This window comes from Pseudomonas sp. Yb2C2, from assembly GCF_052112325.1.
GTDB lineage: Bacteria > Pseudomonadota > Gammaproteobacteria > Pseudomonadales > Pseudomonadaceae > Aquipseudomonas > Aquipseudomonas marginalis.
Genome location: NZ_JAVAJK010000006.1, coordinates 334,670 through 357,339, shown reverse-complemented (window position 1 = coordinate 357,339; position 22,670 = coordinate 334,670). Strand labels below are relative to the sequence as shown.

Sequence of the window (22,670 nt, the reverse complement as noted above, 5' to 3'; positions counted from 1 at the left end):
CACGACCCTACCAACTTCTTCTGGGCTTCGATGAACTGAAGCAATCCGCTGCCTTATTCTGCATAACTCTTTGTTTACCAAGGAGTTTTGCGTTTCGACTGCGCCGGAAGTGGGGCGAATTATAGACAGATACAATTCGCCGTCAACACTTAATTTCAGGTTTATTCGGATTTGAGCGTAATACGCGCAAATGCCTTCTTCCCCGCCTGACAAACGTGGGTAGCACCCAGTTCGTATATAAAGGTGCGATCCACCACCTCACCATCTATACGCACACCGCCAGACCCCAGAAGGTCACGCGCGACCGCCGAGTTCTTCACCAAACCCGCCTTATTAAGGACTGCCGCAATCGGCATGGCCTCAGTAGCCGTCAATTCAATCTCAGGTAGATCATCCGGCAGCTCGCCATCTCTCATGCGGTTACCCGCTGCACGGTGAGCACTGGCCGCAGCCTCTTCACCATGGAAACGCGCAACGATCTCTTCCGCCAGCTTGATCTTCACGTCACGCGGATTGGCGCCCGCCTCTACATCCGCACGCAGCGCATCGATCTCATCCATCGAGCGGAAGCTCAACAGTTCGAAGTAGCGCCACATCAAGGCATCCGGGATAGAGACCAGCTTGCCGTACATCACACCCGGAGCCTCCTGAATGCCTACATAGTTGCCCAGGGACTTGGACATTTTCTTGACGCCATCCAACCCTTCCAACAACGGCATGGTCAGGATGCACTGAGCCTCCTGACCATAAGCACGCTGCAACTCACGCCCCATCAGCAGGTTGAATTTCTGATCGGTACCACCCAATTCAACATCCGCGCGCAGCGCTACCGAGTCATAACCCTGAACCAGCGGATACAGGAACTCATGAATCGCGATCGGTTGATTGGTTGAATAGCGCTTGTCGAAGTCATCGCGCTCAAGCATGCGCGCCACGGTGTACTGGGAAGTGAGGCGAATGAAGTCCGCCGGCCCCATCTGATCCATCCAGGTGGAGTTAAACGCCACCTCGGTCTTGGCCGGATCAAGAATCTTGAATACCTGGGTCTTATAGGTCTCGGCATTATCGAGAACCTGCTCACGGGTCAGCGGCGGGCGTGTTGCACTCTTACCGCTCGGATCGCCGATCATCCCGGTGAAATCACCTATAAGGAAGATCACCTGATGCCCCAGCTCCTGGAACTGACGCAGCTTATTAATAAGCACGGTATGACCCAGGTGCAGGTCCGGCGCCGTCGGATCGAAGCCAGCCTTAATACGCAGGGGTTGGCCACGCTTGAGCTTTTCGATCAGCTCGGCCTCGACCAACAGTTCTTCCGCACCACGTTTTATCAGCGCTAGCTGTTCTTCAACCGACTTCATAACAGACCCGCAAGGCTCAGATTCAAAAGGGAACCAACCATACAAGATCAGGGACTAATTACAAGTTTTGCCCTGCGCACGGACACCGTTCAGCAAGCCCAGCGTTCGCGAGCTTGCGCCACAGATGATTTGGTTATATTTTATACAGTTATTTCATCTTCATCATGTCATTCATCTTTTCCATTTCATCTTCAAAGTCAAAATTACCTATGACCACTGAACCGTCTAAAGCGCCGCCGCTTTACCCGAAGACCCACCTGCTTGCAGCAAGTGGTATCGCCGCCCTTCTCAGCCTGGCACTCCTGGTATTCCCTTCCAGTGACGTAGAAGCCAAACGAACATCCCTGAGCCTTGACTTGGAGAGTCCGGTTGAACAACTGACACAAGATCAAGACGCTTCCGACGCCCAACAAGCCACAAATGCTCCCACTGAATCGCCGTTTGCCCAGATCGAAAACACGCCGGAAGATACCCAGCAAGCCGTTCAAGAACAGAAAAAAACCGTAGTAGATGCTGCTAAGAACCCTCAACACCGCGAAGTGATCGTGGCGAAAGGCGATACGCTTTCGACCCTGTTCGAGAAGGTAGGCCTTCCCGCAGCCACCGTTAACGATGTACTGGCCAGCGATAAGCAAGCCAAGCAATTCACCCAGCTCAAACACGGCCAGAAACTGGAATTCGAACTGACACCAGACGGTCAGTTGAACAACCTGCACACCAGCGTCAGTGACCTCGAGAGCATCTCCCTGACCAAGGGCGCCAAAGGCTTTGCCTTCAACCGTATTACCACCAAGCCAGTCATGCGCTCTGCCTACGTTCACGGCGTGATCAACAGCTCACTGTCGCAATCTGCCGCGCGCGCTGGCTTGTCCCATAGCATGACCATGGACATGGCCAGCGTGTTTGGCTACGACATCGACTTCGCCCAGGACATCCGCCAGGGCGATGAATTCGACGTGATCTACGAGCAGAAAGTCGCCAACGGCAAAGTGGTGGGTACCGGCAACATTCTCTCCGCACGCTTCACCAACCGTGGCAAGACCTACACCGCAGTGCGTTACACCAACAAGCAAGGCAACAGCAGCTACTACACCGCCGACGGCAACAGCATGCGCAAGGCCTTCATCCGAACTCCGGTGGATTTCGCTCGTATTAGCTCGCGTTTCTCCATGGGTCGCAAGCATCCAATTCTGAACAAAATCCGCGCCCACAAAGGCGTCGACTATGCCGCCCCACGCGGTACGCCTATCAAAGCGGCCGGCGATGGCAAGGTCCTGCTCGCAGGGCGCCGCGGTGGCTACGGCAACACGGTGATCATCCAGCACGGCAACACCTACCGCACCCTGTATGGCCATATGCAAGGTTTCGCCAAGGGCGTGAAAACCGGCGGCAATGTGAAGCAAGGCCAAGTAATCGGTTATATCGGCACCACCGGCCTGTCCACCGGCCCGCACTTGCACTATGAGTTCCAGGTCAATGGTGTGCACGTTGACCCATTGGGCCAGAAACTGCCGATGGCCGACCCGATTGCCAAGGCCGAGCGCGCACGCTTTATGCAACAGAGCCAGCCGCTGATGGCGCGCATGGACCAGGAGCGCTCCACCCTGCTTGCTTCGGCGAAGCGTTAGGGTATGCCGCTCTATATAGGTGTAATGTCCGGGACCAGCCTCGATGGCCTGGATATCGCCCTGATCGAACAAGATTCGGCGGTCAATCTGATCGCCACCCACTACACACCGATGCCGGACACCCTGCGCGCAGAGCTGTTAAGCCTGTGCGCCAGCGGCCCGGATGAGATTGCCCGCTCAGCGATAGCCCAGCAGCATTGGGTCACACTCGCCGCCCACGGCATTCACACGGTGCTCGACCAGCACAACCTCAAGCCTCAAGACATACGCGCGATCGGCAGCCATGGCCAGACCATCCGTCATGAACCCGCCCGAGGCTTTACCGTGCAGATCGGCAACCCGGCATTGCTTGCGGAGCTGACGGGCATCAGCGTAGTCAGCGACTTCCGCAGCCGCGACGTTGCCGCTGGCGGCCAGGGCGCGCCTCTGGTGCCCGCCTTTCATGAAGCGTTGTTTGGCGAAAGCACTGGCAGCCGTGCAGTATTGAATATTGGGGGCTTCAGCAATCTCAGCCTGATCGAAACCGGGAGGCCCGTAGCCGGCTTCGACTGCGGCCCAGGCAATGTGCTGCTGGACGCCTGGATTCAACAGCAGCGCGGCGAACATTTTGACCGTGATGGGCTGTGGGCGGGTAGTGGCAAGGTCGAACCTCAACTACTCACGGCCCTACTCAGCGATCCATTCTTCCTGACCAAAGGCCCGAAAAGCACCGGCCGTGAAGTGTTCAACCTCGAGTGGCTGCACCGGCATCTTGGCCGTCTGCCCGCCTTTGCCCCCCAGGACGTACAGGCCAGCCTGCTGGAACTGAGCGTCCTGACCATCGTCGAGGCCCTGCAAACCGCGCAGCCCGAGACAGAAACGTTACTCGTCTGTGGCGGCGGCGCCCATAACACCACAATGATGAATCGTCTGGCCGCGTTGTTGCCATCCACTCAAGTCAGTAGCACCGCCACCTACGGCGTAGACCCGGACTGGGTCGAAGCCATGGCTTTCGCGTGGCTGGCTCACTGCTGCCTGGAAGGCATTGCCGCCAACCGGCCCAGTGTCACCGGCGCACGCGGGCTAAGGGTACTTGGCGCGATCTACCCCGCCTGACGAACACCTCGCCAGAACCGCAGACAGCAAAACGCCGCTTGGCCGATCAAAGCCAAGCGGCGTTTTTATTCGTTGTAGATCAGATCGAGAACGAAGAGCCGCAACCACAGGTGGTGGTCGCGTTAGGGTTCTTGATCACGAAACGCGAACCCTCCAAACCCTCCTGGTAATCCACCTCGGCGCCTGCCAAGTATTGGAAGCTCATCGGGTCCACGACCAGGCTAACGCCCTCGCGCTCAACGATGGTGTCATCGTCGGCCACATCTTCATCAAAGGTGAAACCGTACTGAAACCCTGAACAACCGCCGCCCGTAACGAATACGCGCAGCTTCAAGCGATCATTACCCTCTTCATCGACCAGGCTCTTTACCTTGTGCGCAGCACCGTGGGTAAATTGCAAAGCCGTGGGGGTGAAGGATTCAACGCTCATGCTGATAATCTCCCGGCGTAGCGCCGCCATATGCGTAATGGCAGGCATTATCCGCTTCTCCTAGAAAAGCGGTCAACTATTGTTACGGTATATCAATCTGCATCGCCGCCATTAGAAACACAAAAGGCCCGATCAACGGGCCTTTTGCGCAGTCCATAAATCGTTTTAAGGCAGCATGCCGGCGTGGGACAGACCCAGCTTTTCATCCAGGCCAAACAGGATGTTCATGTTCTGCACCGCCTGGCCCGACGCGCCCTTGACGAGGTTATCGATCACCGACAACACCACCACCAGGTCACCATCCTGCGGACGATGCACTGCAATCCGGCACACATTAGCGCCTCGCACGCTGCGGGTTTCCGGATGGCTGCCAGCAGGCATTACATCGACGAACGGCTCGTTGGCATAACGCTTTTCAAACAACGCCTGCAGGTCTACCGAACGATCGACCACTGTGGCGTACAACGTGGAATGAATGCCACGAATCATCGGCGTCAGGTGTGGCACGAAGGTCAGGCCCACGTCTTTGCCAGCGGCGCGACGCAGCCCCTGACGAATCTCTGGCAGATGGCGATGCCCTTTTACTGCGTAAGCCTTCATGCTTTCCGACGTCTCGGAGTACAGGGAACCTACCGCTGCTCCACGACCGGCGCCGCTGACACCCGACTTACAGTCTGCGATCAGGCGCGAAGCATCCGCCAGCCCGGCCTCGAGCAACGGCAGAAAGCCCAGTTGCGTCGCCGTCGGATAGCAACCCGGCACGGCGATCAGGCGCGCCTGCTTGATCTGCTCACGATTGACTTCCGGCAGGCCGTACACCGCCTCTTCCAACAGTTCCGGTGCACCGTGAGGCTGGCCGTACCACTTGGCCCATTCGTCGGCGTCTTGCAGGCGGAAGTCCGCCGACAGGTCGATGACCTTGGTGCCAGCGGCCAGCAGTTCGCCAGCCAACGCATGGGCAACGCCGTGAGGGGTGGCAAAGAACACCACATCGCAGGCGCCAAGGGTATTGATGTCCGGAACGCTGAACGCCAGGCCGTCGTAGTGGCCTCGCAGGTTCGGGTACATATCGGCCACGGCCAGGCCGGCCTCGGATCGAGAGGTAATGACCACCACCTCAGCTTGCGGATGCTGAGCCAACAGACGCAGCAATTCGACACCGGTGTAACCCGTGCCGCCGACGATACCGACCTTGACCATAAACCTGCCCTCAACGAACCCACTGGAAAGCCGTCGATAATAGGGGCCGTATCGTCCTGCGACAACCGTCAACGTGACGTATGGGCGCATGAGCCACTACTATCTGCGCTACCGTGAACCTGGGAATAACTAAAAATGCTTTATCTATGGGTCAAAGCCTTCCATATCGTCAGCATCGTCTGCTGGTTTGCCGGGCTGTTCTACCTGCCGCGCCTGTTCGTCTACCACGCTCAAAGCGAGGACACTGTCAGCAAGGAACGCTTCAGCGTCATGGAGCGCAAGCTCTACCGCGGCATCATGGGCCCGGCGATGCTGGCCAGCCTGGTGTTCGGTATCTGGCTGATAGCCCTTAACCCCGGCATCTTTCAATCGGGCGCCTGGATCCACGCCAAGTTGACCCTGGTAGTGTTCCTGATTGGCTACCACCATATGTGCGGCGCGCAGGTAAAACGTTTCGCCCGTGGCGAAAACACCCGCAGCCATGTCTTTTATCGCTGGTTCAATGAAGTCCCGGTTCTGATATTGCTGGCTATCGTAATTTTGGTCGTGGTCAAACCGTTCTAACTTCAATTACTCGGGGTACCTCCAATGTCGCTGCCCGCTCTGCTTGAACAACGTCTGCGCCTGCCAGTGGTGGCTGCGCCGATGTTCCTGATTTCCAATCCGCAATTGGTGCTGGCCTGCTGCCGCAATGGGGTAGTCGGCAGTTTCCCGGCGCTCAACCAGCGCGAGAGCAGTGGCTTCAAGGCCTGGCTGGAGGAAATCGAAGCGGGCCTGGCGCAGTTGGACAATCCTGCGCCCTACGCCGTCAATCTGATCGTGCATAACAGCAACCCTCGCCTTGAGGCTGACCTGGCGATCTGTGTTGAGCACAAGGTGCCGATCGTGATTACCAGCCTGGGCGCAGTGAAAGAAGTGGTAGATGCGGTGCACAGCTATGGCGGCCTGGTGTTTCATGACGTCACTACCCGGCGCCATGCCGAAAAGGCCGCTGAAGCCGGTGTCGACGGCCTGATCGCCGTGGCCGCAGGCGCCGGTGGCCATGCCGGTACCTGGAGCCCGTTTTCGCTGATCGCAGAAATTCGCCAATTCTTCGACAAGACCCTGCTGCTGGCCGGCTGCCTTAACCACGGCCATGAGATACTCGCCGCCCAGTTGCTGGGGGCAGACCTGGCGTATTTCGGCACACGTTTTATCGGTACCACCGAAAGCCACGCCCCGGATGCGTATAAAGAGATGCTGCTCACATCACGCGCCGCCGACATCGTGCACACTCCCGCGGTCTCCGGCGTGCCCGCAAGCTTTATGCGCCAGAGCCTGGAAAATGCCGGTTTCGACCTCGCTGCCCTGCAGGGCAAAGGCGAAGTAAACTTCGGCTCCAAGCTCAAGCCGCTGAGCGACGAAGCCAAGGCCTGGAAGACCGTATGGTCTGCAGGCCAAGGTGTCGGTGAGATTAATGATTTACCCGGCGTCGATGAACTCGTTGCCCGCCTGGATGCCGAATACCGCAAGGCGCGCGAACAGGCGACACAGTTGCGCTGGCCACGCTGACCCAACCGCAAGGCCTGCCGATCGAGCAGGCCTGCACTACTCCACTGATTCAGTGACAAGGATGCCCGCATGAGCGACAACCGTTTCAAGATTGTGTTTGATGGGGCCTTGCTCCCGGGTGTCGAAAGCACCACAGCCGAGCTGAACCTGGCTGAACTGTTCAAGAGCACGGTCGAGGACATCGAGAAACTCTTCACCGGCCGCGTTGTTGCACTGAAACGCGACCTGTCCCGCCCCGACGCCGAAACCTACCTCACCGCGCTGAAAAACGCCGGGGTGGACGCGCGTATCGAGGCCGAACAGCCCGTAGCCTTCAGCCTTGCCGAAACCCACGAAACAGATTCCGGCGCAGCGGACTTCTCCCGTCCTGCGGCTTCGCCGTACGCACCACCGCGTGCCGCCGTAGGTGAAAGCCTGCCGGAATACGCCACCCTCAAGGTCTTCACCATCAATGGCCGTATTGGTCGTCTGCGGTACCTGGCATGGACGCTGGTACTGACCGTCGCCATGCTCGTCGCAGCCGGCATCCTCAGTACTGTGGGCTTTGCCATCGCGACCGCGTCACCGACCATAGCCATTATCCTCGGCTCGCTGCTGGGCTTCGCGCTGTTCGTCGCGGTTGTGGTCGTGAGCGTGCAGATCGGCGTGCAGCGCCTGCACGATCTGGGCTGGTCCGGCTGGTTGTACCTGCTGAACCTGGTACCGCTGGTGAACAGTATTTTCCCGCTGCTGCTGTTGGTAATGCCAGGTAACACCGGCGCCAACCAGTACGGCGCACCGCCACCGCGCAACTCCACCGCGGTGAAGGTCCTGGCCTCACTGTGGCTGGCATTCATCCCGCTGATGCTCATCATCGTGGTGTCGCTGGGCATGAACGGCTACCTGGATCAACTCGAAACCAACGTGGACAGCAGCTACGAAAGCAGCTCCATCACCTCCGATGAAGACGCCGATCAAAGCGTGATCGTCGATGAAGAAGATGCGCAAAGTGCTGACGACGCAGCCGAACCTGTAGACTCTCCAGAACAGTAAAGAAACGCGCCGCGCCTGTGATGCCTCCATCCCAGGCGCGGCGCGTTGCGATGGAGAAAGGCATGACCCGTTACGCTCTGATCACCGGTGCCTCCAGCGGCATCGGCCTGGCTTTGGCCGAAGCCCTGGCCCGTCGCGGCCGCAGCTTGATTCTGGTGGCCCGCCAGCGTGATCAGTTGGAAAGCATTGCAATCGAATTGACCCAACGCTTCGGCGTCGAGGTGCTGTTTCGGGCATGCGACCTGGGCGAGCCATTGCGCTTGTCCGGGTTCCTGCTGGAGCTGGAAGAAGGCGAGCGGCAGATCGACTTGCTGGTGAACTGCGCCGGCATTGGCACCAGCGGGCCATTCCTGGCCCAGGACTGGATGACCGAGCAGGACCTCATCGAAGTCAACATCCTTGCCCTCACCCGCATGTGTCACGCCTTGGGCAATAGCATGGCGCTGCACGGTGGCGGGCAGATTCTCAACGTTGCCTCGGTCGCCGCGTTCCAACCCGGCCCGTGGATGAGCAGCTACTACGCCAGCAAGGCCTATGTGCTGCATTTCTCCGAAGGCTTGCGCGAAGAACTCAAGACCTGTGGCATTAAGGTCTCGGTGCTTTGCCCCGGTCCTACGCGCACCGCATTCTTCGGTACAGCGCATATGGACACCGCCAGACTCGACCGCAGCGAGCAATTGATGAGCCCGGAAGAAGTGGCGCTCTATACCGTGCGCGCATTGGAAAAAAACAAAGCCATCATCATTCCTGGTCGACGTAATCGCTGGCTGGCCTTCAGCCCGCGTTTCAGCCCGCGCTGGCTGACCCGCAAGATCGCCGGCGCCATCAACAAGGCCTATTGCCCACGCTGATCGCCTGAGTACACTCACCTTGCACTTTCATAATGGAGAAACAGCTGTGGATACTCTGTTCACCAAGATCATCAACAGAGAAATACCCGCGAAGATTATCTACGAAGATGATCAAGTCCTCGCCTTCCACGATATTGCCCCACAGGCGCCGGTACATTTTCTGGTTATCCCGAAGAAGCCTATCCGCACATTGAATGACTTGACCGAGGACGATAAGGCCCTGGCCGGCCATATTCTGTTCACTGCCCAGCGTTTGGCGGTGGAACAAGGCTGTGAGAAAGGTTTCCGTGTGGTGATGAACTGCAATGAAGACGGCGGGCAGACTGTTTACCACATCCATATGCATGTACTGGGTCAGCGCCAGATGAATTGGCCACCGGGCTGAACCAGCCCGCAACAAGGGGCGCAGTCCGAGGCTGCGACCCCACGCCCTTGACTCAGGGCAAACGCGTTCCTCTCTCTTGCGGTAAACTGGCCGCCGAGATTCCTCCCGGAGGTCAGCATGACTACCCAACGTCACTACTCGCCGATAGACCGTCTGTTGCTGCAAGCCGACACGGCCATGCGCACGTTGCTGCCCTTCAGCGGCCAACCTTACCGCCCGTCGCCCGCCATCGTGCAGCCTGATGCGCAGATGAGCGAGACCGAAACCCGTCATGTGGCCGGCCTGATGCGCATCAACCATACCGGCGAGGTCTGCGCCCAGGCGCTGTACCAGGGCCAGGCCCTGACCGCCAAGCTGCCGCAGGTGCGCGCAGCCATGGAGCATGCGGCCGAGGAAGAAATCGATCACCTGGCCTGGTGCGAGCAACGTATTCGCCAGTTGGGGAGCCATCCCAGCGTGCTCAACCCGCTGTTTTACGGTTTGTCATTCGGCATCGGCGCGGCTGCCGGCCTGATCAGCGACAAGGTCAGCCTCGGTTTTGTCGCCGCGACTGAGCATCAAGTGTGCAAGCACCTGGATGAACACCTGGAACAATTGCCGGCCGACGACGAAAAGTCCCGCGCAATTCTTGAGCAGATGCGTATCGATGAAGCGCACCACGCCGAAAGTGCATTGGATGCCGGCGGTTTCCGCTTCCCGGCGCCAGTGCGATTCGGCATGAGCCTGCTGGCCAAGGTCATGACCAAAAGCACTTACCGCATCTGACGAAACCTGCGGCTGCAAAAAAGGGCGCTATCGAAGCGCCCTTTTCTTTTGCAGATTGGCGGTCAACCCAACTCGATGATCTCGTAATCATGGGTGATGGCCACACCCGCCGCGCCGAGCATGATGGACGCCGAGCAATACTTCTCGGCCGACAGCTCGATAGCCCGCTTGACCTGAGCTTCTTTCAACGCCCGGCCCTTCACCACGAAATGCATGTGGATCTTGGTAAACACCTTGGGATCTTCAGTGGCGCGCTCGGCTTCCAGGAAGGCTTCGCAGCTTTCCACGGCCTGGCGAGATTTTTTCAGGATGCTGACCACGTCGAAATTGCTGCAACCGCCCACGCCAAGCAGGAGCATTTCCATCGGGCGTACGCCCAGGTTACGGCCACCGGCTTCCGGCGGGCCATCCATGACCACCACATGGCCACTGCCCGACTCACCGAGGAACATGGCTTCGCCCGCCCATTGGATGCGTGCCTTCATCGCCCAGACTCCACTGCTAAAAAAGGGTCGCCAGCTTAGCACAGGGCCCGGGCGCAACCGCGCTTCCCATCAAAGCGATCAATAACGGCGCTGACTCGGAAAATTCGCTAATCGAGTCAGAATGTGTCTGTTAAGCTGGCGCCAAAGGAGTGGCGTATTGCCACCCTTTATACAACGTGTATCAATGCCGATACCGCTGAGTACAACAACTCCAACCACCTCGCGCTGCCTTTCGGGATACAACCATGGTTGCTCTTACGCCCATACCCAAGATCAAGAATCTCGACAAGTTGCTGATGCACTGCCAGCGCCGGCGCCACCCCGCCAAGCACAACATCATCTGCGCCGGTGAGCGCTCCGAAACCCTGTTTTTCATTATCAAGGGCTCAGTCACCATCCTGATCGAGGATGAAGACGGCCGCGAAATGATCATCGCCTACCTGAACACAGGGGATTTTTTCGGCGAGCTGGGGCTGTTTGAACAAGCAGGCAAGGAGCAGGAGCGCAGCGCCTGGGTGCGGACCAAGGTCGAGTGCGAAGTGGCCGAGATCAGTTACACAAAGTTTCGCGAACTCGCCCAGCAGGACCCCGATATTCTCTACGCCCTCAGTGGTCAGATCGCCCAGCGCCTGCGAGACACTACGCGTAAGGTTGGCGACCTGGCGTTCTTCGATGTCACCGGCCGTGTGGCCCGTTGCCTGCTGGAACTGTGCAAGCAGCCCGATGCAATGACTCACCCCGACGGCATGCAGATCAAGATCACCCGCCAGGAAATCGGGCGCATTGTCGGTTGTTCACGGGAGATGGTCGGCCGCGTGCTCAAGGATCTTGAAGAGCGCAACCTGGTGCACGTCAAAGGCAAGACGATGGTGGTGTTCGGTACCCGTTAAGCCGGCAGGAAACTGGCCAGCATTTGACGGTACAAGCTGTCCAGCCGGCTGATTGCGTCCGGCGCGGGGAAGGCTTCGTGCAGGGCAATATGGCTGTCGGCGCGAACCCGTTGCTCCAGGCCGCAGGCTTGGTTGAAGCGGTTGACCGCCGCGATGAGTTCTTCACGATCGTTATCCAGCAACAACGCACCGTGCACCAACCCCACCGGGCGGCCCCCGCCTTGCCGCCAGCGCTGGGCAGTGCCGACCATTTTGCGCCCGTTGAGGTTGACGTTGTAACGACCGTCGCAGAATGCACCGTCGATTTCCCCGACGGAGGCATCGCCGCCCAACTCGATAAGTAAATCGCAGATCGGCTGGCATAGACGCTGGTAACCGGTTTCGATGCGACCTTGATCACCCTCACTGCGCGGCGGAGCGTAGACCAGGGCGATATTGACCGTGGCGCTGGACTGCGGCACCGGTTCGCCGCCGGTTTCGCGCAAGAGCACCGGCCAACCGGCATCCGCAGACACGCGGCTGGCGACATCGAAAGCAGGCAATCGGCTCAAGCGGCGTGGCATCACCAATGCCTGATCGCTGGGCTGCCAGAACAACAACCCAAACGCCTGCTCACCCGCGCAAACGGCGGCCAGCAAGGCTTGCTCGGCGGCAAGGCCTGCTTCAACACGCATCGACACTGGCTGGATCAATGGGCACCTACCTATCTGAATAAATACAAACCCAAATGTGGGAGGGGGCTTGCCCCGATAGCGGTATGTCAGTCAAGGATGCTCCAACTGAATCGCCGCCATCGGGGCAAGCCCCCTCCCACACGTTGATCGCATTTCAAATCAATCGAGAGTGGAACCACTGACCGCCACGCCACGCTCCGGGAAGAACAGACGCTGCAGTTCCGCCCCCGGGTTCTCGGCACGCATGAAGGTCTCACCCACCAGGAACGAATAAACGTCACTGATTTCCATCAGCTCCACATCGGCACGGTTGACGATGCCACTTTCGGTAATCACCAGGCGATCGCGCGGAATACGCGGCAGCAGGTCGAGGGTGTTTTCCAGGCTGACTTCGAAGGTGTGCAGGTTACGGTTGTTGACCCCCACCAGCGGTGTGTCGAGGGTTTTCAGCGCGCGCTCCAGCTCATCGCCGTCGTGCACTTCCACCAGCACATCCAGGCCAACGCTTTTGGCCACGGCCGCCAGCTCGGCCATCTTCACGTCATCCAATGCGGAGACGATCAACAACACACAGTCGGCGCCCAAGGCACGGGCTTCAACGATCTGGTACGGATCGACCATGAAATCCTTGCGGATCACCGGCAACTTGCAGGCCGCGCGGGCCTGCTGCAGGAACAGGTCGGAACCCTGGAAAAAATCGATGTCAGTGAGTACCGACAGGCAAGTCGCCCCACCCTTCTCGTAGCTGACGGCGATTTCCGCCGGTACAAAGTTTTCGCGAATCACGCCCTTGCTCGGCGAAGCTTTCTTGATCTCGGCGATCACGGCCGGCTGCTTGAGCTTGGCCTGGGCAATCAGTGCCTTGGCAAATCCACGTGGCGCATCAGCGGCTTTCGCTTGGGCCTCCAACTCGGCCAGGCTCATACGGGAACGGCGTTCGGCGACTTCTTCAGCCTTGCGGGCCAGGATTTTTTCCAGAACGGTCGGCACACTCATCCTTCATTCTCCATCTTGAATACAGCGGTGAATGCTCCCAGCTCTTCGAGCTTTTCACGAGCCAGACCGGTGTGCAGCGCATCGTGGGCCAATTCGACACCTTCCTTAAGACTATAGGCATGATCGGCTGCGTAAAGTGCCGCGCCAGCATTCAGAACAATCATTTCCGCAGCTTTTTGACCGTTCTCGGTCTTACGACGCCCCAGGGCATCGCGAATCAGCTCCAGGGACGCCGCCGGGCTTTCCACCGCCAGGCCGTGCAGGCTCTGGCTCTTCATGCCCAAGTCTTCCGGTTCGACCCAGTATTCGGTGATTTGGTCATCCTTCAGCTCCGCCACAAACGTTGGCGCGGCCAGGCTGAACTCGTCCAGGCCGTCTTTGGAGTGCACCACCAGCACATGCTTGCTGCCCATGCGTTGCAGCACTTCAGCCAATGGCCGGCACAGTGCCTGGCTGAACACGCCCACCACTTGGTGCTTCACACCGGCCGGATTCGTAAGCGGGCCGAGCATGTTGAACAGGGTACGCAGGCCCAGGTCTTTGCGTGGGCCGGCGGCGTGCTTCATTGCACCATGATGGGACTGGGCAAACATAAAGCCGATGCCGACGTTGTCGATGCAGCGCGCCACTTGTACCGGCGTGAGGTTCAGGTAGATGCCGGCCGCTTCCAGCAGGTCGGCACTGCCGCTCTTGCCGGACACCGCGCGGTTACCGTGCTTGGCCACGGTGCAACCCGCCGCCGCCACCACAAAGGAAGAGGCCGTCGACACGTTGAAGATGTTCGCACCGTCACCGCCGGTGCCGACCACGTCGACCACGCCGTCGAGGGTCTTGAGCTCGACCTTGTCCGCCAGCTCACGCATCACCGATACGGCGCCGACGATCTCGTCGATGCTTTCGCTCTTCATGCGCATCGCCATCATGAAGGCGCCAATCTGCGCATCGGTGCATTGACCGGTCATGATTTCGCGCATCACATCGCTCATTTCAGCGGTGCTCAGATCCAGGTGGCCGACTATACGGCTCAGGGCAGTCTTGATATCCATGGAAAGTCCTTAGCGCGTGCCGCCGCTCTGCTTGAGAAAGTTGGCGAACAGCTCGTAGCCCTGCTCGGTCAGGATCGATTCAGGATGAAACTGCACCCCTTCGATATTCAGTGTCTTGTGACGCAGGCCCATGATCTCGTCGACGGAGCCGTCTTCCAGCTGGGTCCAGGCGGTCAGCTCCAGGCATTCCGGCAGGGTTTCGCGCTTGACCACCAGCGAGTGGTAGCGGGTCACGGTCACCGGGTTGTTGAGTGCCTGGAATACGCCCAGGTCTTTATGGAATACCGGGCTGGTCTTGCCGTGCATCACCTGGCGCGCGCGCACCACATCACCGCCAAAGGCCTGGCCGATGGATTGATGGCCCAGGCAAACGCCCAGGATCGGCAGCTTGCCGGCGAAGTACTTGATGGCCTCGAGGGAGACACCCGCCTCGGTCGGCGTGCAGGGGCCCGGAGAAACCACGATGCGCTCCGGGTTCAGGGCAGCGATTTCGGCCACGGTCAGTTCGTCATTGCGAACCACCTTGACCTCGGCGCCCAGCTCCCCCAGGTACTGCACAACGTTGTAGGTAAAGGAATCGTAGTTATCAATCATCAGCAACATGGGGGAAACCTCAAGAATTGGGGGTCTGTTCAGCCAGCGCTACAGCGCGGAACATCGCGCGGCGCTTGTTCAGGGTTTCTTCCCATTCGAGGGCCGGCACCGAGTCGGCGACAATCCCGCCACCGGCCTGCACGTGCAGCTCCCCGTCCTTGATCACCGCCGTGCGAATCGCAATGGCGGTGTCCATGTTGCCGTTCCAGGCGAAATACCCCACGGCGCCGCCATAGACACCGCGCTTGACCGGTTCCAGTTCGTCGATGATTTCCATCGCGCGGATCTTCGGCGCCCCCGACAAGGTGCCCGCCGGCAGAATCGCCCGCAACGCGTCCATCGCAGTCAGCCCGGCTTTTAACTCGCCGGTGACGTTGGACACGATGTGCATCACGTTGGAATAACGCTCAATGACCATCTTCTCGGTCAACTTCACCGAGCCGATTTCCGAGACACGCCCGGTGTCGTTACGACCCAGGTCGATCAGCATCAGGTGTTCGGCGATTTCCTTGTCGTCGCTGAGCAGGTCTTCTTCGAGCGCCAGATCCGCTTCTTCGGTCGCGCCACGCGGGCGTGTGCCGGCAATCGGGCGCACGGTGATCAGGTTGTCCTCGACACGCACCAGCACCTCCGGCGAGCTGCCCACTACGTGGAAGTCGCCAAAGTTGAAGAAGTACATGTACGGCGTCGGGTTGAAGCAGCGCAGCGCCCGGTACAGGTCGATGGGCGCCGCCTTGAAGTCGATGGACATGCGTTGCGACGGCACCACCTGCATGCAGTCACCGGCGAGGATGTATTCCTTGATGGTATCGACCGCGCGCTCATAGTCATCCTGGGTAAAGCTGGAGCGGAACACCGGATCAGCCGCCGGCGGACGGCTGAGGTCCAGGCCGCGACGCGGGGTGATCGGCTGGCGCAGCTTTTCCAGCAGCGCTTCGAGGCTGGCCTGGCCTTGCTCGAAGGCGTCGGCCTGGGACGGGTCGGCGAGCACGATCGCGTGCATCTTGCCGGCGAGGTTGTCGAACACCACCACCGCGTCGGAGACCATCAGCAGAATGTCCGGCACGCCCAGCGGGTCCGGGTTCGGGCATTTGCCCAGGCGTTTTTCCACATAGCGCACGCAGTCATAGCCGAAGTACCCCACCAGGCCGCCGTTGAAGCGCGGCAGGCCAGGGATGGTCGGCACGTTGTAGCGCGCCTTGAAGGCTTCGACGAAGGCCAGCGGGTCTTCGACCTCATGACTTTCGATCTCGACACCATCATTGGTGATGCTCACATGATGGTCGTGCACCCGCAGCACAGTGCGGCATGGCAGGCCGATGATCGAGTAACGGCCCCATTTCTCGCCGCCCTGTACCGACTCCAGCAGGTAGGAGTTGGGCTGGTCGGCCAGCTTCAGGTAGATCGACAGTGGCGTGTCGAAGTCGGCCAGGGTTTCGCAGGCCAGGGGGATACGGTTATAGCCGGCAGCGGCCAAACGCAGGAATTCTTCGCGGATCATGGGGTGCCTCGTGGCGTGAGGGTCTAACAGTCAGGTATGCAAACGTGCCGCATGGCGCGGCCAGGATCAGTCAGGCGCGCCAACGCCAGCGGGCCAGGGCCTTGATGACTTTCATCCAGAGTTTGCGAGTGACCACCACGATGGAATTTCCAGAAGGGGACGGATCGATGTCGGGCAACGTTATCTCAGCGCCAGCTCCCAAGCAACCGGGGATTAGCAGTCTCAGGTCATCAATCACCAGCGACGGCGACTCTTCGGCGATCGGACGACCATGGTTGTAGCCGTAACTCAGGGCCACGCACTGCACGCCGGCCGCTTTCGCCGCCAGCACGTCACTGCGTGAATCGCCGACAAACAGCGACTGGGACGCCGGAATATTGGCCATTTTCATCACGAAAAACAGCGCCGCCGGGTCGGGTTTCTTCTGCGGCAAGGTATCGCCACCAATGATCCAGCGGAAATAACGGCCAATTTTCATCTGGTCCAACAGCGGCGCGACAAAGCGCTCCGGCTTGTTGGTGATCAGGGCCATTTCCACGCCCTGCTTGCTCAGCCATTTGAGGGTGTCGCGTACGCCGGGGTAGACCACGGTCAGTTCGTGGCTGCGTTCATAGGCTGCGTTGAACAGTTCCAGGGCGTGCTCGGCCTCAACCTCATCGACACCTTCGGCATCGATGTGATTGGCCAGGGCCCGGCGCACCAGCATCGGTGCGCCATTGCCGACCCACTCGCGTACCGACGCAAGCCCCGCCGGCTTGCGCCCCAGCTTGAGCAGCATTTCGTCCACAGCCGCCGCCAGGTCTGGCACCGAGTCGATCAAGGTACCGTCCAGATCGAACATCACCAGCCGTGGCAGTTTGCCGGGGAACAGCTGCTCAAAGCCGCTCATGAACGCGCCAGCGCCAGTTCGGCGCGCATCTTGGCGATGACTTCCTGATAGTCCGGGGCGTTGAAGATCGCCGAGCCGGCCACGAAGGTGTCGGCGCCGGCGGCCGCGATTTCACGGATATTGTTGACGTTGACCCCACCGTCGATTTCCAGGCGGATGTCGCGGCCCGACGCATCGATCAGCGCACGGGCTTCGCGCAGCTTGTCGAGGGTGCCGGGGATGAACTTCTGCCCGCCGAAGCCTGGGTTGACGCTCATCAGCAGCACCATGTCGACCTTGTCCATCACGTACTTGAGCACGTCCAGCGGGGTGGCCGGGTTGAACACCAGGCCGGCTTTGCAACCGCCCTCGCGGATCAGTTGCAAGGTGCGGTCGACGTGCAGAGAGGCTTCCGGGTGGAAGGTGATATAGGTCGCGCCGGCGTCAACGAAGTCACCGATGATGCGATCCACCGGGCTGACCATCAGGTGCGCATCGATCGGCGCGGTGATGCCGTACTTGCGCAGCGCCGCACAGACCATCGGACCGATGGTCAGGTTGGGCACGTAGTGGTTGTCCATGACATCGAAGTGCACGAAGTCGGCACCGGCGGCCAACACCTTGTCCACTTCCTCACCCAGGCGGGCGAAATCGGCGGAGAGAATCGATGGAGCAATAACGAAGGGCTGCATGACGCACCTTTTTTGAGCTAAATCACGATGGCGCGCATTGTATACCTCATGCTTTGCCCTGCGCACCGTGACCTAACTCAACGGCTAGTACGCCGCCCGATAGATTTTCTCGATATCGGCCGCGCTGAGCTTGCGCGGGTTGTTACGCATCAGGCGCTCGATACCCGCCGCTTCCGTGGCCATGGCCGGGATGGCGTCCTCGGGAACCCCGAAACTGCGCAGGCCGGAAGGAATCTCCACGGCGGCACACAATCTTGTCATCGCTTCGACGGCCTGGTCGGCGGCATCGTTGACGCTCAGGCCGCTGACATTCACGCCCATGGCCTGGGCAATGTCCTGCATGCGCTCGACACAGGCCAGTTTGTTCCAGTGCATCACATAGGGCAGCAACAGCGCATTGCTGACGCCATGGGCGATATTGAACCGCCCGCCCAGCGGGTAGGCCAACGCATGCACTGCGCCCACCCCGGCATTACCGAAGGCCATGCCGGCCATCAGGCTGGCGGTGGCCATATCGTCGCGGGCCTGCAGGTTGGCCGGGTTGGCGTAGGCCTTGGGCAGCGCCTTGGCGATCAGCTTGATCGCACCGATGGCCAAGGCATCCGTGATCGGCGAGGCATTCAGGGAAAGGTAGGACTCAATGGCATGCACCAGCGCATCCACGCCACTGGCGGCGGTGACACTGCGCGGGCAGGTCAGGGTCATTTGCGGGCTGATCAGCGCGACGTCCGGCAGCAGGTAGTCGCTGACGATGCCCTTCTTCAACTGCGCGACCTTGTCGGAGAGGATCGCCACATTGGTCACTTCCGAGCCGGTGCCGGCGGTGGTCGGGATGGCGATCAGCGGCGGGCCCTTGCGCGGCACCTGGTCGACGCCAAATAAGTCCGCCAGGGCGCCGTGGTAACCGGCATAGGCGGCAACGCTTTTGGCGATGTCGATGGCACTGCCGCCGCCCAGGCCGATCAGGCCATCGTGGCCACCGTCGCGGTACGCCTGCATGCAGTCTTCGACGATAGAGATTTCCGGGTCGGGCAGCACGCGGTCGAAAATCTCGTAAGGGCGCTCACCCAGGTGTTCGAGTGCCAGCGCCACCGTGCCTGACTTGACCAACGCCGCATCGGTGACAATCAACGGGTTATCCACATCCAGGCGCGTCAGCTCGGCGGCGAGTTGCTCAATGGCGCCAGCGCCAGTCAGCAGTTTGTGGGCGATCTTGAATGAGGAAGTACTCATGTGCGCGGCCTCTTATCGGTGATGGGCTGGCACAAGAGTAGCTGACTGGATCGGGTTGTCTTCCATTCAGGCGCTGAATGGTCACAGCCCCCCTGTGGGAGGCGGCTGTGTGGGCTTTAGACCTGGGCCGTGCGCAGTTTCTCGCTACGCCCACGCAGCCACTCCAGGGTCAGCAACAGCAACACCGAGAAGGCAATCAGCAAGGTCGCCGCCGCCGCAATCGTCGGGCTGAGGTTTTCGCGGATGCCGCTGAACATCTGGCGCGGCAGGGTCGCTTGCTCGGGGCCGGCGAGAAACAGGGTCACCACCACCTCATCGAACGAGGTCGCGAAGGCAAACAGCGCGCCGGAGATCACCCCCGGTGCAATCAACGGCAAGGTTACCCGGCGAAACGCCGTCAAAGGCGAGGCACCCAGGCTGGCCGCGGCCCGTACCAGGTTATGGTTGAAACCCTGCAAGGTCGCCGACACGGTGATGATCACAAACGGCACCCCAAGCACCGCATGCACCACGATCAGCGAGAAGAAACTGTTGCCCAGGCCCAGTGGCGCAAAAAACAGGTAGCTGGCCACACCGATAATCACCACCGGCACCACCATCGGCGAAATCACCAGGGCCATCACCAACGCCTTGCCGGGGAAATTCCCACGGGTCAGGCCGATCGCCGCCAGGGTGCCGAACACCATGGCCAATACCGTGGCGGCCGGGGCCACAATGATGCTGTTCTTCAGCGCACGCATCCATTCCGCCGAGGCGAAGAAATCCTGGTACCAATGCAGCGAGAAGCCTTGCAGCGGATACACCAGGAAACTGCCGCTGTTGAACGACAGCGGGATGATCACCAGCACAGGCAAGATCAGGAACAACAGGATCAAGCCGCAGAGGATCCGCAAGCTGTAGAACCACACCCGTTCCACTGGTGACATATAAGGGCTCAGCATCGCAAGGTCTCCTCAGCTCAGGCGCAGGCGGCTGGCGCCCACCAGCCGGTTGTAGATCAGGTACAGCACCACGGTCGCCAGCAGCAGCAAGCCGCCCAACGCCGTCGCCATGCCCCAGTTGATGCTGGTGTTGGTGTAGAAGGCCACGAAGTAGCTGACCATCTGGTCGTTCGGGCTGCCCAGCAGTGCCGGGGTGATGTAGTAACCAATCGCCAGGATGAACACCAGCAGGCAGCCGGCGCCGACACCGGCATACGTCTGTGGGAAGTACACGCGCCAGAAGCTGGCGAACGGGTGACAGCCCAGGGAGATCGCCGCACGCATGTAGGTGGGCGAGATGCCTTTCATCACGCTGTAGATCGGCAAAATCATGAACGGCAGCAGGATATGCACCATGGAGATGTAGACCCCGGTGCGGTTGAACACCAGCTCCAGGGGTTTGTCGATCAGGCCCATGCCCATCAGCGCACTGTTGATCAGCCCGCCGGATTGCAGCAACACGATCCACGCCGCCACCCGCACCAGGATCGAGGTCCAGAACGGCAGCAACACCAGAATCATCAGCAGGTTGCTTTTGCGCGCCGGCAGGTTGGCCAGCAAATACGCCAGCGGATAAGCCAGCAGCAGGCAGATGGCGGTGATCACCAGGCCCATCCAGAAGGTGCGGGCGAAGATGTCCAGGTAGATCGCCTGGTCCGGGGTGGCCGGGGCCACTTCGCCAAGGTCGTCGATGCGATGATCGACGGCCGCCAGCAGGTAGAACGGCGTCAGGCTGCTGGTATTGCGCCGGATCGCCTGCCAGTACGCCGGGTCGCCCCAGCGTTCGTCGAGGTTTTCCAGCGCTTCTTTATAAGAGGCAGGCGCTTCGGTAAACGGCAGCGCCCGCGCGGTTTTGGTCAGCAGGCTGCGATAGCCGGCCAGTTCCATGTTCAAGCGTTTGGACAGGTCGCCCAGGGTCTGGTTTTTGCGTGCCTCGCCCAAGTCCTCACTGAGGGCCTGGTACACCGGCTCACCCGGCAGACCACGACCGTCCCAGGCCGTCACCGCCACTACGGTACGCGGCAGACCGCCCACCACTTCCGGGTTGCCGACGCTTTTAAACAGCAGCGCAACAATCGGCACCAGGAACACCAGCAGCAAAAACAGCACCAGCGGCGCAATCAAGGCCTGGGCCTTCCAGCGATTGAGCCGCTCGGCACGCGCCAGGCGCTGCTTGAGGGTGGGGCCAGGAATGGCGATATCCATGGCAAACTCCGATTCAGAAAATGAATGCAATAACCTGTGGGAGGGGGCTTGCTCCCGATGACGGTGGGTCAGTCAGCACATGTGTCGCCTGACACACCGTCATCGGCAGCAAGCCCCCTCCCACAAGGGTTAGGCGGTGTTATTTAGCAGCCCAGGAGTTGAAGCGCTGCTCGAGCTGTTCACCGTTATCCGCCCAGAAGCTCACGTCGATCTGCACCTGGTTGGCGATGTTTTCCGGCGTAGTCGGCATATCCTTGAGGATGTCCTTGGCCAGCAACGGTACGGCTTGGGTGTTGGCCGGGCCGTAGGCGATGTTTTCCGAGTAGGTCTTCTGCTGCTGCGGCTGCACCGAGAAGGCGATGAATTTCTTCGCCGCTTCGGCACGCTCCTTGGACAGGCCTTTAGGGATGGCCCAAGCGTCGAAGTCGTAGATGCCGCCGTTCCACACCACTTTCAGGTTGCTTTCTTTTTGCACCGCGGCGATGCGGCCGTTGTAGGCCGAGCTCATCACCACGTCACCCGAGGCCAGGTATTGCGGCGGTTGTGCGCCGGCTTCCCACCACTGGATCGACGGCTTGAGTTCGTCGAGTTTCTTGAACGCACGGTCCTGGCCATCTTTGCCGGCCAGCACTTTGTACACGTCCTTCGGTGCAACACCGTCGGCCATCAAGGCGAATTCCAGGGTGTACTTGGCGCCCTTGCGCAGGCCGCGCTTGCCCGGGAATTTCTTGGTGTCCCAGAAATCCGCCCAACTGGTTGGCGCAGAAGCCAGTTTGTCCGCGTTGTAGGCCAGAACGGTCGACCATACGAAGAAGCCCACGCCGCACGGCTGGATCGCGCCCTTCACGTAGTCGGCGCTGTTGCCAAACAGTTTCGGGTCCAGCGGCTCGAACATGTCTTCGTCACAGCCACGGGACAACTCCGGCGACTCCACCTCCACCAGGTCCCAGGACACGCTCTTGGTGTCGACCATGGCTTTCACCTTGGCCATCTCACCGTTGTACTCGCCGGCGACGATCTTGCCGTTGCCCGCGCTTTCCCAAGGCGCATAGAAAGCCTTGACCTGTGCAGCCTTGTTCGCACCGCCAAAGGACACGACGGTCAGGTCCGGGCCAGCCATGGCCTGTGTCGCGCCCATCAAGCTCAGGGCCAGGACGGAATATTTCAGGGATCTCAACATTGTTGTTCTCTCCACGTGCAGGGTTGG

General features: G+C 60.0%; 24 protein-coding genes. 9 read left to right on the top strand and 15 right to left on the bottom strand.

Features of this window, described 5'->3' with window-relative positions:
* Positions 1-161: 161 nt before the first annotated feature.
* Positions 162-1,361 carry a tyrosine--tRNA ligase gene (tyrS, locus tag Q8X51_RS11420; protein ID WP_027605883.1) on the bottom strand — a complete coding sequence of 400 codons (1,200 nt, stop codon included), beginning with the start codon at positions 1,359-1,361 and terminating at the stop codon, positions 162-164.
* Positions 1,362-1,570: 209 nt separating this feature from the next.
* On the opposite strand from tyrS, the gene Q8X51_RS11415 reads away from it, so the two are divergent.
* Together Q8X51_RS11415 and Q8X51_RS11410 are read left to right on the top strand one after the other, a co-directional pair.
* Entirely contained in the window at positions 1,571-2,989 is a 1,419-nt protein-coding gene (locus Q8X51_RS11415) for a peptidoglycan DD-metalloendopeptidase family protein (RefSeq protein WP_065925365.1), read from the top strand.
* A gap of 3 nt (positions 2,990-2,992) precedes the next feature.
* Positions 2,993-4,084 carry an anhydro-N-acetylmuramic acid kinase gene (locus Q8X51_RS11410; RefSeq protein WP_065925366.1) on the top strand — a complete coding sequence of 364 codons (1,092 nt, stop codon included), beginning with the start codon at positions 2,993-2,995 and terminating at the stop codon, positions 4,082-4,084.
* A 79-nt stretch (positions 4,085-4,163) separates the two neighbouring features.
* On the opposite strand, the gene erpA is transcribed toward Q8X51_RS11410, so the two are convergent.
* Both erpA and argC read right to left on the bottom strand, forming a co-directional pair.
* Positions 4,164-4,514: an iron-sulfur cluster insertion protein ErpA gene (erpA, locus tag Q8X51_RS11405; protein WP_003176443.1), complete on the bottom strand. Its 351-nt coding sequence runs from the start codon at positions 4,512-4,514 to the stop codon at positions 4,164-4,166.
* 165 nt (positions 4,515-4,679) lie between these two features.
* Positions 4,680-5,714 (bottom strand): N-acetyl-gamma-glutamyl-phosphate reductase, encoded by a 1,035-nt coding sequence (argC, locus tag Q8X51_RS11400; RefSeq protein ID WP_027605886.1) that lies wholly within the window; start codon positions 5,712-5,714, stop codon positions 4,680-4,682.
* Between the two features lie 135 nt (positions 5,715-5,849).
* On the opposite strand from argC, the gene hemJ reads away from it, so the two are divergent.
* The 6 genes from hemJ to coq7 all read left to right on the top strand — a co-directional run bounded on the left by hemJ (position 5,850) and on the right by coq7 (position 10,298).
* Positions 5,850-6,278 carry a protoporphyrinogen oxidase HemJ gene (gene hemJ, locus Q8X51_RS11395; protein WP_027605887.1) on the top strand — a complete coding sequence of 143 codons (429 nt, stop codon included), beginning with the start codon at positions 5,850-5,852 and terminating at the stop codon, positions 6,276-6,278.
* A gap of 24 nt (positions 6,279-6,302) precedes the next feature.
* Entirely contained in the window at positions 6,303-7,265 is a 963-nt protein-coding gene (locus tag Q8X51_RS11390) for an NAD(P)H-dependent flavin oxidoreductase (protein ID WP_065947300.1), read from the top strand.
* Positions 7,266-7,334: 69 nt separating this feature from the next.
* Positions 7,335-8,297 carry a DUF805 domain-containing protein gene (locus tag Q8X51_RS11385; RefSeq protein WP_407693628.1) on the top strand — a complete coding sequence of 321 codons (963 nt, stop codon included), beginning with the start codon at positions 7,335-7,337 and terminating at the stop codon, positions 8,295-8,297.
* Between the two features lie 62 nt (positions 8,298-8,359).
* Positions 8,360-9,148: an SDR family NAD(P)-dependent oxidoreductase gene (locus Q8X51_RS11380; RefSeq protein WP_074847761.1), complete on the top strand. Its 789-nt coding sequence runs from the start codon at positions 8,360-8,362 to the stop codon at positions 9,146-9,148.
* 46 nt (positions 9,149-9,194) lie between these two features.
* The gene (locus Q8X51_RS11375) at positions 9,195-9,533 is read left to right on the top strand and encodes a histidine triad nucleotide-binding protein (protein WP_003194682.1); all 339 of its coding nucleotides are present in this window, start codon (positions 9,195-9,197) and stop codon (positions 9,531-9,533) included.
* Positions 9,534-9,650: 117 nt separating this feature from the next.
* Positions 9,651-10,298, top strand: a complete 648-nt coding sequence (coq7, locus tag Q8X51_RS11370) for a 2-polyprenyl-3-methyl-6-methoxy-1,4-benzoquinone monooxygenase (protein ID WP_065925371.1) — start codon at positions 9,651-9,653, stop codon at positions 10,296-10,298.
* Between the two features lie 62 nt (positions 10,299-10,360).
* On the opposite strand, the gene Q8X51_RS11365 is transcribed toward coq7, so the two are convergent.
* A complete protein-coding gene (locus Q8X51_RS11365; protein WP_005792019.1) occupies positions 10,361-10,783 on the bottom strand; it encodes an OsmC family protein in 423 nt (140 codons plus the stop codon).
* A 245-nt stretch (positions 10,784-11,028) separates the two neighbouring features.
* Between Q8X51_RS11365 and crp the strand changes: the two genes are divergently transcribed.
* Positions 11,029-11,673: a cAMP-activated global transcriptional regulator CRP gene (gene crp, locus Q8X51_RS11360; protein ID WP_065925372.1), complete on the top strand. Its 645-nt coding sequence runs from the start codon at positions 11,029-11,031 to the stop codon at positions 11,671-11,673.
* On the opposite strand, the gene Q8X51_RS11355 is transcribed toward crp, so the two are convergent.
* From Q8X51_RS11355 to Q8X51_RS11305, 11 genes are all read right to left on the bottom strand, one after another.
* A complete protein-coding gene (locus Q8X51_RS11355) occupies positions 11,670-12,365 on the bottom strand; it encodes a lipoate--protein ligase family protein (RefSeq protein WP_065925373.1) in 696 nt (231 codons plus the stop codon). The genes crp and Q8X51_RS11355 overlap by 4 nt on opposite strands.
* A 141-nt stretch (positions 12,366-12,506) precedes the next feature.
* Entirely contained in the window at positions 12,507-13,343 is an 837-nt protein-coding gene (gene trpC / locus Q8X51_RS11350; RefSeq protein WP_407693629.1) for an indole-3-glycerol phosphate synthase TrpC, read from the bottom strand.
* A complete protein-coding gene (gene trpD, locus Q8X51_RS11345; protein ID WP_065925375.1) occupies positions 13,340-14,389 on the bottom strand; it encodes an anthranilate phosphoribosyltransferase in 1,050 nt (349 codons plus the stop codon). Before trpD ends, trpC begins: the two co-directional genes overlap by 4 nt.
* 9 nt (positions 14,390-14,398) lie before the next feature.
* Entirely contained in the window at positions 14,399-14,992 is a 594-nt protein-coding gene (locus tag Q8X51_RS11340) for an aminodeoxychorismate/anthranilate synthase component II (RefSeq protein WP_065925376.1), read from the bottom strand.
* Between the two features lie 10 nt (positions 14,993-15,002).
* A complete protein-coding gene (gene trpE, locus Q8X51_RS11335) occupies positions 15,003-16,484 on the bottom strand; it encodes an anthranilate synthase component I (protein WP_407693630.1) in 1,482 nt (493 codons plus the stop codon).
* 70 nt (positions 16,485-16,554) lie between these two features.
* A complete protein-coding gene (locus Q8X51_RS11330) occupies positions 16,555-17,373 on the bottom strand; it encodes a phosphoglycolate phosphatase (protein ID WP_065925377.1) in 819 nt (272 codons plus the stop codon).
* On the bottom strand, positions 17,370-18,044 hold the full coding sequence (gene rpe, locus Q8X51_RS11325) for a ribulose-phosphate 3-epimerase (protein WP_065925378.1): 675 nt from the start codon (positions 18,042-18,044) through the stop codon (positions 17,370-17,372). Before rpe ends, Q8X51_RS11330 begins: the two co-directional genes overlap by 4 nt.
* A gap of 84 nt (positions 18,045-18,128) precedes the next feature.
* Positions 18,129-19,277, bottom strand: coding sequence for an iron-containing alcohol dehydrogenase (locus Q8X51_RS11320; RefSeq protein WP_065925379.1), 1,149 nt, complete (start codon positions 19,275-19,277; stop codon positions 18,129-18,131).
* A 116-nt stretch (positions 19,278-19,393) separates the two neighbouring features.
* Positions 19,394-20,218, bottom strand: a complete 825-nt coding sequence (locus Q8X51_RS11315) for an ABC transporter permease (RefSeq protein WP_017739612.1) — start codon at positions 20,216-20,218, stop codon at positions 19,394-19,396.
* 12 nt (positions 20,219-20,230) lie between these two features.
* Positions 20,231-21,463 (bottom strand): ABC transporter permease, encoded by a 1,233-nt coding sequence (locus Q8X51_RS11310; RefSeq protein WP_323146732.1) that lies wholly within the window; start codon positions 21,461-21,463, stop codon positions 20,231-20,233.
* Between the two features lie 139 nt (positions 21,464-21,602).
* Positions 21,603-22,643, bottom strand: a complete 1,041-nt coding sequence (locus Q8X51_RS11305) for an ABC transporter substrate-binding protein (RefSeq protein ID WP_065925381.1) — start codon at positions 22,641-22,643, stop codon at positions 21,603-21,605.
* Positions 22,644-22,670 lie beyond the last annotated feature (27 nt).

What these genes read in the sequence shown, in the direction of transcription:
- tyrS (WP_027605883.1), bottom strand. Translation starts at nt 1,361, where the DNA reads ATGAAGTCGGTTGAAGAACAGCTAGCGCTGATAAAACGTGGTGCGGAA.
- Q8X51_RS11415 (WP_065925365.1), top strand. Translation starts at nt 1,571, where the DNA reads ATGACCACTGAACCGTCTAAAGCGCCGCCGCTTTACCCGAAGACCCAC.
- Q8X51_RS11410 (WP_065925366.1), top strand. Translation starts at nt 2,993, where the DNA reads ATGCCGCTCTATATAGGTGTAATGTCCGGGACCAGCCTCGATGGCCTG.
- erpA (WP_003176443.1), bottom strand. Translation starts at nt 4,514, where the DNA reads ATGAGCGTTGAATCCTTCACCCCCACGGCTTTGCAATTTACCCACGGT.
- argC (WP_027605886.1), bottom strand. Translation starts at nt 5,714, where the DNA reads ATGGTCAAGGTCGGTATCGTCGGCGGCACGGGTTACACCGGTGTCGAA.
- hemJ (WP_027605887.1), top strand. Translation starts at nt 5,850, where the DNA reads ATGCTTTATCTATGGGTCAAAGCCTTCCATATCGTCAGCATCGTCTGC.
- Q8X51_RS11390 (WP_065947300.1), top strand. Translation starts at nt 6,303, where the DNA reads ATGTCGCTGCCCGCTCTGCTTGAACAACGTCTGCGCCTGCCAGTGGTG.
- Q8X51_RS11385 (WP_407693628.1), top strand. Translation starts at nt 7,335, where the DNA reads ATGAGCGACAACCGTTTCAAGATTGTGTTTGATGGGGCCTTGCTCCCG.
- Q8X51_RS11380 (WP_074847761.1), top strand. Translation starts at nt 8,360, where the DNA reads ATGACCCGTTACGCTCTGATCACCGGTGCCTCCAGCGGCATCGGCCTG.
- coq7 (WP_065925371.1), top strand. Translation starts at nt 9,651, where the DNA reads ATGACTACCCAACGTCACTACTCGCCGATAGACCGTCTGTTGCTGCAA.
- Q8X51_RS11365 (WP_005792019.1), bottom strand. Translation starts at nt 10,783, where the DNA reads ATGAAGGCACGCATCCAATGGGCGGGCGAAGCCATGTTCCTCGGTGAG.
- crp (WP_065925372.1), top strand. Translation starts at nt 11,029, where the DNA reads ATGGTTGCTCTTACGCCCATACCCAAGATCAAGAATCTCGACAAGTTG.
- trpC (WP_407693629.1), bottom strand. Translation starts at nt 13,343, where the DNA reads ATGAGTGTGCCGACCGTTCTGGAAAAAATCCTGGCCCGCAAGGCTGAA.
- trpD (WP_065925375.1), bottom strand. Translation starts at nt 14,389, where the DNA reads ATGGATATCAAGACTGCCCTGAGCCGTATAGTCGGCCACCTGGATCTG.
- Q8X51_RS11340 (WP_065925376.1), bottom strand. Translation starts at nt 14,992, where the DNA reads ATGTTGCTGATGATTGATAACTACGATTCCTTTACCTACAACGTTGTG.
- trpE (WP_407693630.1), bottom strand. Translation starts at nt 16,484, where the DNA reads ATGATCCGCGAAGAATTCCTGCGTTTGGCCGCTGCCGGCTATAACCGT.
- Q8X51_RS11330 (WP_065925377.1), bottom strand. Translation starts at nt 17,373, where the DNA reads ATGAGCGGCTTTGAGCAGCTGTTCCCCGGCAAACTGCCACGGCTGGTG.
- rpe (WP_065925378.1), bottom strand. Translation starts at nt 18,044, where the DNA reads ATGCAGCCCTTCGTTATTGCTCCATCGATTCTCTCCGCCGATTTCGCC.
- Q8X51_RS11320 (WP_065925379.1), bottom strand. Translation starts at nt 19,277, where the DNA reads ATGAGTACTTCCTCATTCAAGATCGCCCACAAACTGCTGACTGGCGCT.
- Q8X51_RS11315 (WP_017739612.1), bottom strand. Translation starts at nt 20,218, where the DNA reads ATGCTGAGCCCTTATATGTCACCAGTGGAACGGGTGTGGTTCTACAGC.
- Q8X51_RS11310 (WP_323146732.1), bottom strand. Translation starts at nt 21,463, where the DNA reads ATGGATATCGCCATTCCTGGCCCCACCCTCAAGCAGCGCCTGGCGCGT.
- Q8X51_RS11305 (WP_065925381.1), bottom strand. Translation starts at nt 22,643, where the DNA reads ATGTTGAGATCCCTGAAATATTCCGTCCTGGCCCTGAGCTTGATGGGC.